Source organism: Pseudokineococcus sp. 5B2Z-1 (assembly GCF_037482305.1).
GTDB lineage: Bacteria > Actinomycetota > Actinomycetes > Actinomycetales > Quadrisphaeraceae > Pseudokineococcus.
On sequence record NZ_JBBHZG010000004.1, the window covers coordinates 119,693 to 131,484 of the forward strand.

Annotated in this window: 12 protein-coding genes; 9 read left to right on the forward strand and 3 right to left on the reverse strand. The window is 76.9% G+C overall.

Annotated features, from left to right (window positions below; genetic code table 11):
- Positions 1-192: 192 nt before the first annotated feature.
- The gene (dnaA, locus tag WDV85_RS11355) at positions 193-1,623 is read right to left on the reverse strand and encodes a chromosomal replication initiator protein DnaA (protein WP_445263306.1); all 1,431 of its coding nucleotides are present in this window, start codon (positions 1,621-1,623) and stop codon (positions 193-195) included.
- A 624-nt stretch (positions 1,624-2,247) separates the two neighbouring features.
- Here dnaA and rpmH point away from each other — a divergent pair.
- The 9 genes from rpmH to WDV85_RS11400 all read left to right on the forward strand — a co-directional run bounded on the left by rpmH (position 2,248) and on the right by WDV85_RS11400 (position 9,907).
- The gene (rpmH, locus tag WDV85_RS11360; protein WP_298804998.1) at positions 2,248-2,385 is read left to right on the forward strand and encodes a 50S ribosomal protein L34; all 138 of its coding nucleotides are present in this window, start codon (positions 2,248-2,250) and stop codon (positions 2,383-2,385) included.
- A gap of 7 nt (positions 2,386-2,392) precedes the next feature.
- On the forward strand, positions 2,393-2,839 hold the full coding sequence (rnpA, locus tag WDV85_RS11365) for a ribonuclease P protein component (protein WP_339570713.1): 447 nt from the start codon (positions 2,393-2,395) through the stop codon (positions 2,837-2,839).
- Positions 2,836-3,192 (forward strand): membrane protein insertion efficiency factor YidD, encoded by a 357-nt coding sequence (gene yidD / locus WDV85_RS11370; protein WP_339570714.1) that lies wholly within the window; start codon positions 2,836-2,838, stop codon positions 3,190-3,192. The genes rnpA and yidD overlap by 4 nt, the downstream gene beginning before the upstream one ends.
- Positions 3,193-3,264: 72 nt before the next feature.
- A complete protein-coding gene (gene yidC / locus WDV85_RS11375) occupies positions 3,265-4,548 on the forward strand; it encodes a membrane protein insertase YidC (RefSeq protein WP_339570715.1) in 1,284 nt (427 codons plus the stop codon).
- Positions 4,549-4,713: 165 nt separating this feature from the next.
- Entirely contained in the window at positions 4,714-5,289 is a 576-nt protein-coding gene (locus WDV85_RS11380; RefSeq protein ID WP_339570716.1) for a Jag family protein, read from the forward strand.
- Positions 5,286-6,026, forward strand: a complete 741-nt coding sequence (gene rsmG / locus WDV85_RS11385; RefSeq protein ID WP_445263307.1) for a 16S rRNA (guanine(527)-N(7))-methyltransferase RsmG — start codon at positions 5,286-5,288, stop codon at positions 6,024-6,026. The genes WDV85_RS11380 and rsmG overlap by 4 nt, the downstream gene beginning before the upstream one ends.
- A gap of 720 nt (positions 6,027-6,746) precedes the next feature.
- A complete protein-coding gene (locus WDV85_RS11390) occupies positions 6,747-7,754 on the forward strand; it encodes a ParA family protein (RefSeq protein WP_445263308.1) in 1,008 nt (335 codons plus the stop codon).
- Between the two features lie 108 nt (positions 7,755-7,862).
- On the forward strand, positions 7,863-8,960 hold the full coding sequence (locus WDV85_RS11395) for a ParB/RepB/Spo0J family partition protein (protein WP_339570719.1): 1,098 nt from the start codon (positions 7,863-7,865) through the stop codon (positions 8,958-8,960).
- 266 nt (positions 8,961-9,226) lie between these two features.
- Positions 9,227-9,907 (forward strand): GNAT family N-acetyltransferase, encoded by a 681-nt coding sequence (locus tag WDV85_RS11400; protein ID WP_445263300.1) that lies wholly within the window; start codon positions 9,227-9,229, stop codon positions 9,905-9,907.
- A 183-nt stretch (positions 9,908-10,090) separates the two neighbouring features.
- Here WDV85_RS11400 and WDV85_RS11405 read toward each other — a convergent pair whose 3' ends face one another.
- Together WDV85_RS11405 and trxA are read right to left on the reverse strand one after the other, a co-directional pair.
- A complete protein-coding gene (locus WDV85_RS11405) occupies positions 10,091-11,251 on the reverse strand; it encodes an N-acetylmuramoyl-L-alanine amidase (protein ID WP_339570721.1) in 1,161 nt (386 codons plus the stop codon).
- A gap of 187 nt (positions 11,252-11,438) precedes the next feature.
- Positions 11,439-11,762, reverse strand: coding sequence for a thioredoxin (trxA, locus tag WDV85_RS11410; RefSeq protein ID WP_171203822.1), 324 nt, complete (start codon positions 11,760-11,762; stop codon positions 11,439-11,441).
- Between the last annotated feature and the right edge of the window lie 30 nt (positions 11,763-11,792).

Sequence of the window (11,792 nt, forward strand, 5' to 3'; positions counted from 1 at the left end):
CCCGCGCTGGGGCTGGCGCCCAGCACGGGCGCTCGCCTGACGTGCCCCGCACGTCACCCGCCCCCACCTGCGCGGACGTCACCACCGCGCGCGGCGCCCTCAGTCCTGCGCGGCGCCCTCGCACGCGCAGCCCCGTCCGGGCAGACGTGCCCCCGCCGCCGCGCGCCGTGGGCTGCTGCCTCCGGTGGGCGGTCAGGAGCGGTGCTGCTGCTTGATGCGGTTGGTGAGCTCGGTGACCTGGTTGAAGGTCGAGCGGCGCTCGGCCATCTGCTCGCGGATCTTGCGGTTGGCGTGCATGACCGTGGTGTGGTCGCGACCGCCGAAGGCCTGGCCGATCTTCGGCAGGGAGAGGTCGGTGAGCTCGCGGCACAGGTACATGGCCGTCTGGCGGGCCGTCACGAGGGTGCGCGAGCGCGAGGCGCCGGCGAGGTCCTCCATCGTGACGCCGAAGTAGTCGGAGGCCTGCGCCATGATCGTCGCGACGGTGACGACGCCGGTGCCCGTGTCGGTCAGCAGGTCCTTGAGCACCACCTCGGCGAGCGGCAGGTCCACGCCCTGGCGGTTGAGGTTGGCGAAGGCCGTCACGCGGATGAGGGCGCCCTCGAGCTCGCGGATGTTCGTCGAGATTTTGCTCGCGATGAACTCGAGGACGTCGTCGGGCGCCTGCAGCTCGTCGCCTGCGGCCTTCTTGCGCAGGATGGCGATGCGGGTCTCGAGGTCGGGCGGCTGGACGTCGGTGATGAGGCCCCACTCGAAGCGCGAGCGCATGCGCTCCTCGAACCCCGACAGCTGCTTGGGCGGCAGGTCGCTCGTGACGACGACCTGCTTGTCCGCGTTGTGCAGCGTGTTGAAGGTGTGGAAGAACTCCTCCTGCGTCTGCACCTTGTTCGACAGGAACTGGATGTCGTCGATGAGCAGGACGTCGACGTCGCGGTACCGGCGCTGGAAGGCCGACGCCTTGTCGTCGCGGATGGAGTTGATGAAGTCGTTGGTGAACTCCTCGGAGTTCACGTAGCGCACGCGCACGCCCTGGTAGAGCTTGGCGGCGTAGTCGCCGATGGCGTGCAGCAGGTGGGTCTTGCCGAGTCCGGACTCCCCGTAGACGAACAGCGGGTTGTACGCCTTGGCCGGCGCCTCGGCCACCGCCACCGCCGCCGCGTGGGCGAAGCGGTTGGACGCCCCGATGACGAAGCTGTCGAAGGTGTACTTGGGGTTGAGCCGCGTGGGCTCGCTCGGACGACCCGGGTCGCGCGGGCGCACCCCCACGGGCGGCGGCAGGTCGTCGACCGTCCGCTCGAGGCCCCCCGTCGCGGCGGGGCCCTCGTCGTCGTCCGTGGGCGGGGCCCCGTCGACCCCGGCGCCGGCGCCGTCGTCGGCCGGGCCGTCGAGGGCGTCGACGTCGAGCGAGGGGTCGACCGTGATGGCCAGCCGGACCGGGCGGCCCAGCTCCTCGCCGAGGACGCCGACGACGACGTCGCGGACCCGCTGCTCGAGGACGCTCTTCGTCAGGTCGTCGCGCACGACGAGCAGCAGCGTCCCGTCGAGCAGGCCGAGCGGGCGGGTGTGGCGCAGGAACCCCAGGTTGGAGGCGGTGATGCGCTCGTCCTCGCGGAAGCGCTGCATGGCCCGCGACCAGGCCAGGGGCAGGTCGGGCTGCTCACCGCCGTCGGTGCTCACGCGCGCCCTCCCCGTCCGGCGCCCGCGCCGCTCGTGCGTCCCGCCCCGCTCGGGGCGGCGGCCAGCGCCCCCGGTCGGGGGCCGTGCAGCCCCGGCACGAGGGCGCGCCCGAGCCCGGCGGCGCGGTCCACAGAGTTGTCCACACCTGTGGGTAGCACACCGGGACCCGGTCGGGGCCACGCACCCCCGGGTCGGCCCCCGCCTCCGGCCCCGGTGCGACCGTCGGTCGCCAGGGTGGTCCCGGCACGACCGACCGGGCCCTCGACGGACCGGCGGCGTGTCGGTCCGCGGACACTACCCCCACGAGGGGGACCATCGGGAGCCTGCTCGCGCAGGAGGTCGAGAGGACTCCGAGCAGCCGTGGAGGCGCGCGGCGCCCGGCGGCCGTGGACGCCCCGTGGTGCACCGGTGGTTTGACCGGGGGCTCGGCGCGCCCGTACCGTGCTGCGGTCTGAGCCCGGCCCACCACTGACGCCGTCGCCCCTCCGGGGAGGCGTGCGGGAGCGCCGGAGCGCTGACCAGAGACCTCCGTGCGCTGGCCGGCAGCGCGCCAGACCCCGTGGAGCAGACGTGAGCAAGCGCACCTTCCAGCCGAACACCCGCCGTCGGTCCAAGACCCACGGCTTCCGCCTGCGCATGCGCACCCGCGCCGGTCGCGCCATCCTCGCCGCCCGCCGCCGCAAGGGCCGCGGCGAGCTCTCCGCCTGAGCCGGCCGTGCTGCCGGCCGGTCGTCGTGTGCGCACCGCGGACGCCTTCGGGCGCGCGGTGCGCGGCGGCGCCCGGGCCGGCCGCCCGACCCTCGTCGTCCACGTCCTGACGCCCTCCGGGGCGGCGGCGGACGGCGCCACCCCGCCCCCGCGGCCCGCGGCGGCGGGGTTCGTCGTCTCCCGGGCGGTCGGCGGCGCCGTCGTCCGCAACCGCGTGCGCCGTCGCCTGCGGCACCTCGTGGCCGACCGCCTCGAGGACCTGCCCGCCGGGACCGAGCTGGTCGTGAGGGCGCTGCCGCCCTCGGCGGAGGCCACCTCCGCCGACCTGGCGCTCGACCTCGACGCCGCCCTGCGCCGCGCGCGCCGCGGCGGACGGTCCTCTGCGGGTCGTCCGGGTGGCGCTCGGTCGGGCGCTGACCGGTCGGCTCCGCGGCCCGTGGGCGTGGGCGCGTGAGCGCCCCCGTGGACGAGGGCGCCCGGGCCGGGACCGACGGCTCCTCCGCCCCCCGTGGCGGCGCTGCGCGCGGCGTTGCCGACCCGCGCACGTGGCCGCGCCGCCTGCTCGTGCTGCTGGTGCGGGTGTGGCAGCTGGTCGTGTCGCCCTGGTACCCGCCGGTCTGCCGCTTCTACCCGTCCTGCTCGGCGTACGCCGTCCAGGCGCTGGACCGCCACGGCGCAGCGCGCGGGGGGTGGCTCGCCGCTCGGCGCCTCCTGCGGTGCCACCCCTGGAACCCCGGCGGGGTCGACCACGTCCCACCGGTGGGCGGCCGCGCCGAGGCCCCGCCCCACGGGGCGCGCCCCGCCTGAGAGACCCGCCGGCGCTCCCCGCCGGAGCGCACGACGGACCGGCACCACCCACGCCCACCACGGCAGGAGCCCATGCTCGAGATCCTCCGCCCCATCGAGTACGTCGTCGCCTGGATCATGGTGACGGCGCACGACCTGCTCACCTCGGCCGGCATGGACGCCACGTCCGGCTGGACGTGGGCGCTCTCGATCGTGGCCCTCGTCGTCGTCATCCGCGTGGTCCTGATCCCGCTGTTCGTCAAGCAGATCAAGGCCTCGCGCGGCATGCAGATCGTGGCGCCCGAGGTGCGCAAGATCCAGCAGAAGTACAAGGGGAAGACCGACCCCGCCTCCCGGCAGAAGATGACCGAGGAGACGATGGCGGCCTACAAGAAGGCTGGCACCAACCCCTTCGCGTCCTGCCTGCCGATCCTGCTGCAGATGCCGATCTTCTTCGCGCTGTTCCAGGTGCTCAACGGCCTCAGCGCCATCGCCGCGGGCGACCGCGACCCCATCGGCCGCATGACGCAGGACGTGGCGGCGCAGGCCGAGGCCTCCAGCCTGCTGGGCGCGCCGCTGTCATCGACCTTCCTCGGGAGCGACGACCTCGTCACCAAGCTCGTGACGGTGCTGCTCATCGTGCTGATGTCGGTGACGACGTTCACGACCCAGCGCCAGCTGATGACGAAGAACATGCCGGCGTCCATGGCCGACAACCCCATGGCGCAGCAGCAGAAGATCATCATGTACGTCCTGCCGCTGGTCTTCGCCGTCACGGGCGTCAACTTCCCCATCGGCGTGCTCCTGTACTGGCTCACGACGAACGTGTGGTCGATGGCCCAGCAGTTCTACGTCATCCGCAACATGCCCGCCCCGGGCTCGGCCGCCGAGGCGAAGCTCCTCGAGCGGAGGGCGCGGAAGCAGGGCACCACCGTCGAGGACCTGACGAAGGGCACCGCCACGGGCCCGGCCGCCGCCGGCGACGCGCCCCGCGGGCAGCGTGTGCAGCCCCGGCGCAAGGACCGCCAGCGGCGTCCCGGCGAGCCGGCCGCGGGTGAGAGGACCGCCGGTGGCCCGGGCGCTGGCGAGAAGAGCGGTGGCCGGAAGAGCCGTGACCAGCGCAGCGGTGAGCACGAGAGCGGTGACCGGAGGAGCGGTGACGGGGAGGGCGGGGCCGACGGCGACGCCGCGGGCCCGGACGTCACCGGCTCGGCGCGCCGGGACGGAGCCGCGGGCGCAGCCCCGGGAGGCGCGAACGGCACCAGCGCGGCGCACGCGCCGGGGCGCCGTCGCCCGACGGGCAGCACCAGCCGGGGCGGCCAGCGGGGCCGGCAGGGCTCGCGGCCGGCGGCGAAGCGGCCCACGCGCGGGAGCTGACGCGCTCGTCCGGCCCCGCCGCGACCGCCCCGAGACGGCCACGACCGCCGGGCGGACCGTGCACCGCGGGGCGGAGACCGGGGCGCCGAGGCACGACCAACCGGGACAGGACCCACGACGGTCCCCCGACGACTGCGGCGACCGCCGCGCGGTGGAGGAGGCAGCATGACGACTGAGGGCTCGACGGACGACGCCGCGGTGGACGCGCCGGCAGCGGAGGCGGGCGACGGCACCCCCGCCGGCACCGGCGAGGAGGCGCCCACGCGCCGCGCGCGCCTGGAGGAGGAGGGCGACGTCGCTGCCGACTACCTCGAGGAGCTGCTCGACATCGCCGACCTCGACGGGGACCTCGACATCGACGTCGAGGACGGCCGCGCGTCGGTCTCGGTGCTCGAGGACGACGCCGCCCCGGGCTCCCTGCGCCGCCTCGTCGGGGACGAGGGCCGCGTGCTCGAGGCGCTGCAGGAGCTGACGCGCCTGGCCGTCCAGGCCCGCACGGGCGAGCGGAGCCGCCTCGTGCTCGACGTCGCCGGCTACCGCGCCCGGCGCCGCACGGTCCTCACCGGTCTGGCGACCGAGGCGGTCGAGCGGGCCCGCGCCGGCGGGGAGGCCGTCCACCTGGAGCCGATGAACCCGTACGAGCGCAAGATCGTCCACGACGTCGTCGCGGAGGCGGGCCTGCGCTCGGAGTCCGAGGGCGTGGCCGCCGACCGGCACGTCGTCGTCACGGCGGCGTCCTGACCGCCCCGCCGCCGGAGGACGCGGCGCCCGAGCGCCCCGTCGACGGCCCCCCCTCGGGCGCCGGCGACCTCCCCGACGAGCCGGAGGTCGCGGCGCGCGTGCTGGGCCCGGGTCTCGAGGGGGCCCGGGCGCTCGTCCGCGAGCTGGCCGGCGAGGGCGTCGTGCGCGGCGTCATCGGCCCACGGGAGGTGCCGCGGCTCTGGAGCCGCCACGTCCTCAACTGCGCCGTGGTGGCCGAGCTGGTGCCCGAGGACGCGGTGGTGCTGGACGTCGGCAGCGGCGCCGGCCTGCCGGGGCTCGTGCTCGCCCTGGCGCGACCGGACCTCGAGCTGGTGCTCGTCGACTCCGCCCTCCGCCGGGTCCGCTGGCTGGAGCACGCCGTCGAGGTGGTCGACGCCGCGGTCCCGGGTCCGGACCTGCGCGTGCGGGTGGTGCGGGCGCGGGCCGAGGAGCTGGCGGGCCACGAGGAGGCGGACGTCGTGACCTCCCGCGCGGTGGCCCCGCTCGACCGCCTGGCGCGCTGGTGCGCCCCCCTGGTGGCGCCGGGCGGGCAGCTGCTGGCGGTCAAGGGCGGCACGGCGGCGGACGAGGTCGCGGAGCACGGCGGCGCCCTGCGGCGCGCCGGTCTCCTCGACCCCGAGGTGCTCACCTGCGGCGACGGCCTGCTGGACGAGGTCACCACCGTCGTCCGGGCTAGGGTCGGGGCCCGCAGCGCGCGGGCGCGCCGCCGCAGCTGACCCTCGGACGTCGGCGCGGAGGTGCTGCCGGCGGTCGACGAGAGAGGGAGGCGGGCGCGGGTGCGCACCACGACGGCACCGGGCTGGCCCGGCCGGCAGGTCGAGCGGGTCGGTGGAGCCCTCGGGTGGCCGGCCGTTCCACGTGGAACCGACATCGCGACCGTGCCGACGCCGCCGCAGGGCCGCGAGGTGCCGGATCCGGGCGCCGGACCGGCGTCGGACGCGGAGGTCCCACGTGGCCTCGAAGCGGCGGTCACGGGCGAGGCGGGCCCGGGTGACGGCGTCCCGACGGAGGACGTGGGCGACGGACCCGTCGTCGAGCCGAGGCCGGAGCCAGAGCCGGAGATCGAGGCGTCGGCGGTGGCGGGCGCGGCGGGCGGACCGGCCGTCGAGGCGGCGCAGGGCCCGCCCTCGCCGGCACCGGCCGCAGCCGCCCCGACGCCCGTGGAGGACGACGTCGACACGCCCGCGGTCCGTGAGGACCACGCCCCGGTGGAGCCGGTGGCGCCCGTGCGGCGCACCGGCGACGCGACCGACGCCCCCCGCGACGCGCCGAGCCCCGGCGGTTCCGCGGGGAGCCGTGCCGAGCCCCACCACGTCGCCGACGCCGCCGGCGGGTCCGGCGACCTCGACGACGACCCCGACGTGCCCGCAGCGCCGGAGGACGTGGACGGCCCGGGCCCGTCCCCGTCCGCTTGCCGGGCCGCGGTCTCGGCTCCGGTGTCGGCCCCCTCCGACGGCGCCGTGGCGGTGGTCGCCGGTGGGGACGACGCGCAGCGGGCCGAGGTCGCCGGGTCGCTGCCCGAGGTGGACGACTCGACCCCGCTCGCGCGGGAGGTGGCCGACGACGCCCGCCGGAGGATCGCCCTGGCCGGGCGCCCGCTCGCGCCGCCGCCGAGGACGCGGGTCCTCACCGTGGCGAACCAGAAGGGCGGCGTCGGGAAGACGACGACGACGGTGAACCTCGCGGCCGCGCTCGCGCAGGCCGGGCTGCGCGTCGTCGTCCTCGACAGCGACCCGCAGGGCAACGCCTCGACGGCCCTGGGGGTCGAGCACCACGCCGAGGTGCCGGGCCTCTACGACGTCCTCGTCGAGGAGGTCCCTCTCGAGGACGTCCTGCAGCCCTGCCCCGACGTCCCCGGGCTGCTGTGCGCCCCCGCGACGATCGACCTCGCCGGCGCGGAGATCGAGCTCGTCTCGATGGTCGCCCGGGAGACCCGGCTGCGGGTCGCCGTGCGCGGCTACCTCGAGCGCTGCGAGGCGCGCGGCGAGCCCCGTCCCGACTACGTCTTCGTCGACTGCCCGCCGAGCCTCGGCCTGCTCACCCTCAACGCCTTCGTGTGCGCCGAGGAGGTGCTCATCCCGATCCAGTGCGAGTACTACGCGCTGGAGGGGCTGAGCCAGCTCCTCAAGAACATCGACATGATCACGCGGCACCTCAATCCCGGGCTGCACGTCTCGTCCATCCTCCTGACGATGTACGACGCGCGCACGCGGCTGGCCGCGCAGGTGGCCGAGGAGGTGCGGGAGCACTTCCCCCGCTCGGTGCTGCGGACGACGGTCCCGCGCTCCGTCCGCGTGTCGGAGGCGCCGTCCTACGGCCAGACCGTGATGACCTACGACCCGGGGTCCAGCGGGGCCCTGTCGTACCTCGCCGCGGCGCAGGAGTTGGCCGAGCGACCGACCACGGCGCCCGCCGCGGGCGGCACCGCCGCGGGCGGGCGCTGAGCCGCCGCGGCAGCGCAGCGGCCGAGCTCGGTCGTCGTTCCGGCGGCGACGCGCCCGGGCCGCAGCACCAGGACGACGTAGGCAGCGACGAGCAGGACGGGCAGCAGCATGACGGAACGACGACGCGGTCTGGGGCGCGGCCTCGGCGCGCTCATCCCCTCCGGGCCGGAGGGCGAGCGTCCCCGGGACGTGTTCTGGCCCGCCGCCGAGCGCGGCGAGGTGGCGGTGGCCCCGGAGGGCGCCGACGGGAGCACTCCCGCAGGTGCGGAGCCGACCGCCGAGGCGACCGGCGACGACACGCGTTCCACGTGGAACGGGAGCGGTGACGCGTCGCGCGCCGACGAGGCGCTCGTCGAGGTGCCGGGGATCCGGCTCGCCGAGGTGCCCGTCGCGGCGGTGCGGCCGAACCCGCGGCAGCCGCGGCAGGTCTTCGACGAGGACGAGCTGGCCGAGCTCGAGCAGTCCATCCGCGAGGTCGGGGTGCTGCAGCCCGTCGTCGTCCGGCCCGTGCCGGCCGGCGAGACGGCTGACGAGGGCGTCCTCTACGAGCTCGTCATGGGCGAGCGCCGGTGGCGGGCGAGCCGTCGCGCCGGGCTCGACGTCGTGCCGGCCATCGTGCGCGGCACCGAGGACGACGTGCTGCTGCGCGACGCCCTGCTCGAGAACCTCCACCGCAGCCAGCTGAACCCGCTCGAGGAGGCGGCCGCCTACGGCCAGCTGCTCGAGGACTTCGGCTGCACGCACGAGGAGCTGGCGCGCCGCATCGGCCGCTCCCGGCCGCAGATCTCCAACACGCTCCGGCTGCTCAAGCTGCCGCCGCTCGTCCAGCGCCGCGTCGCCGCGGGCGTCCTCTCGGCCGGCCACGCCCGCGCCCTGCTCGGCCTCCCGGACGCGGCCGCCATGGAGCGCCTGGCCCAGCGCGTCGTCGCCGAAGGGCTCTCCGTCCGTTCGACGGAGGAGGCGGTGGCGGCGGGCGACGCCGTCCCCGCGCCCCGGCGCTCCGCCGCCCCGGCCGCACGCGACGAGCGGGCCGACGCCGTCGCGACGGCCCTGTCCGAGCGGCTGGAGACGCGGGTGACGGTGAACGTCGGACGCCGCAAGGGCCGCCTCACCGTCGAGTTCGCCGGTCGCGAGGACCTCGAGCGCATCCTCGGCGTCCTCGCGCTCGAGGGCGTCCCCTCCGCGGACGGCGGCGGCGCGGCGTGACCCGGGCGGCGGGGGGCGTGCGCGGTGCGGCGCGACGGGTCCCCGTGTCGGGCGAGCGCGCGCGTCGCCGTCGCACGACGGCCGCAGCGGTCGGCCTCGGCCTCTCGCTCGGCGCCTCCGCGGCCTTCCTCGGCGCCCTGCTGCAGCCGCGGCGTCGCGGTGCGGGCTACGACCCGCGGCGACCACGCTGACGTGGGCGCGGTGAGAGCGGCGCCGCGCGCGTTCCACGTGGAACGCGGCGTGCGGCGTCCGGGGGTGGTCGGGCCGTGAGCCGGTCGATCAGCGCGCTGTCGCTCGAGCACGTTGCCGCGCTCCCCGACCCGTGCCGTGCCTGCGTGCGCTGGGAGCTGGACGCCCCAGCGGCGGACGCCGCGCGGCGGTCGGGCGACCCGGCCTTCGAGAAGGAGGCGTGGTTGTCGAGGACGCTCCTCGAGTGGGGGTCGTGCGGGCGCGTCGTCCACGTGGACCGCGAGCTCGCGGCGTTCGTGACGTACGCCCCGCCGCACCTCGTGCCGCGCTCGCTCCAGTACCCCACGTCGCCCGTCAGCGCCGACGCGGTGCTCCTCATGACGGCGGGCGTGCTGCCCGGCCACCGCGGGGGCGGCCTCGGGCGGATGCTCGTGCAGGCCGCGGCGAAGGACCTGACCCGTCGCGGCGTGCGGGCCGTCGAGGCCTTCGCGGAGGCCGGCGGTGGGGAGGGGGCCTCCGCCGACGCCCTGCCACCGAGCTCCCCCCGGGGGAGCCTCGACGTCCCGGCCGCCCGGCTCGGCGGCGGGTGCCACGTGCCGGCGGGCTTCCTCCTCGAGGTCGGCTTCGAGGTGGTGCGCGACCACCCGCGGTGGCCCCGGCTGCGCCTGGAGCTGCGGACGGCGCTCGCCTGGCGCGAGGACGTCGAGCGGGCGCTCGACCGCATCCTCGGCGACCTGCGCGTGCCCGCCCTGGGCTGAGCCCGGGCCACCGCGCCGGCGCCCCCCGCGGGCGCGGGTGCCCCTGACCGCCTCGGGCGGTCACCCCCGCTCGCGTCGGCGCCGGCGAGGGCGGGGCCCACGGAGGGGCGCGCGACGCCGGTGGGAGCGGGACCAGCAGGGCGCGCCCGCGTCAGCGCGGGGCGACCCGACGCCGGAGCGGTCTCAGGCGCCGGCACCGACGACGGGCAGGAGGCCGGTCGGCACGTCGTCCTCCTCCTCCAGGAAGAAGCGGTGCAGGGCCACGGCGAGGGCCTCGGCGCACCGGTCCCGGAAGGCGGGGTCGCGGACGAGCGCGGCGTCGTCGGGCGAGGTGAGGTAGCCGACCTCGACGCGGACGGCGGGCATCCGGGTGAGCCGGAGCAGGTCGGTGTTCCACGTGTGCGTCCGGCAGTCGACCAGACCGGTGCGCGCGAGGAGCTCGCGGTGCACGAGCCCGGCGAGGCGCGCACCCTCCGTCGAGCGCGCGGTGGCCGAGCCCCACGAGAAGGTCGCGAGGCCGGAGGCGGCGGCCGGCGGGAGAGCCTGCCCGGCGTCCAGGCCGGCGGGGACGAGCGCGTCGCAGTGGAGCGACAGGACGACGTCCGCCGCCACCGACTCGGCGAGCTCGGCGCGCTCCTCCGCGGAGGGCCGCTGGTCGGCACCCCGGGACAGGACGGCGGTGGTGCCGGAGGCGGCCAGGCGGCCCTCGAGGCGCTGGGCGAGGTCGAGGACGACCTCCGCCTCCTCCAGGCCGTGCCCGACCGAGCCGCGGTCCGCGCCGCCGTGGGCGGGGTCGAGGAGCACCACGCGGCCGCTGGCCCGCCGTCGGGCCTGGGCGGTGCGCTCGAGGTCGCGCAGGCCGCTCGCGTCGCCACCGCCGACCGACCGGTTCAGGCGGCGCAGGGCGGCCAGCGTCTCGGGTCCCAGGACGCCGTCCACGGCGGTGCCGCTGCTGCGCTGCAGCTCGCGCACCCCCGCCTCGGTGCGCGGCCCGTAGCGCCCGTCCCGGCGGTCGTCGAGCAGGCCGAGCTGGAGCAGGCGGTCCTGGAGGGCCGTGACGTCGTCGCCGTGCAGCAGGTGGCCGGGGACGAAGCGGAGGACGCGGTCCCCGAGCCGCCAGCGGGCGCCGTCGAGGGCGCGGGAGGTCTGCGGCCCGACGACGCCGTCGGCCCGCAGTCCCCGCTCCTGCTGGAAGGCCCGGACGACCCGCTCGAGCGCGTCGTCGAAGACGTCCTCCTGACGGTCCGTCCCGGCGGGGGCGCCGGCGCGGGCCAGCTCCTCGCGGAGGCCGACCACGCGGGGTCCGGTGTCGCCGCGACGCAGGAGGTGCGGGGGGACGGGCACGGGTCCTCCAGTGGGGGTGTCGAGCCGGGTGTCGGGCTCGGGACGTCGGTCGAGGGGCGCCGGGGCCGGTCCGTCGTCCGGTGGCCGTCCCGGAGGGTGTCGTACCACGCACGGGGGACCGGTAGCTCCCGGCGGACGACGACGGCCCCCGGCGGGGGGCCGGGGGCCGTCGGTGGTGCGGGTGCGCTCAGGCGAGGAAGTCGGACAGCTCCCGCACCAGGGCCGGCTTCGGCTTGGCGCCGACGACGGACTTCACGAGCTCGCCGCCCGAGTACACGTTGAGCGTGGGGATCGAGGTGATGCCGTAGCTCGCCGCGATGCGCGGGTTCTCGTCGGTGTTGACCTTCACCACGTCGATCTTGTCGGCGTACTCCGTCGCCAGCTCCTCGAGGATCGGGGAGACCTGGCGGCACGGGCCGCACCAGGGGGCCCAGAAGTCGACCAGGACCGGCTTGCCGGCCTGGAGGACCTCGGCGTCGAACGTGGCGTCGGTGACGGTCTTCGTGCTCACGGGTGCTCCTGCTCTCCTGCGGTGGGGTGC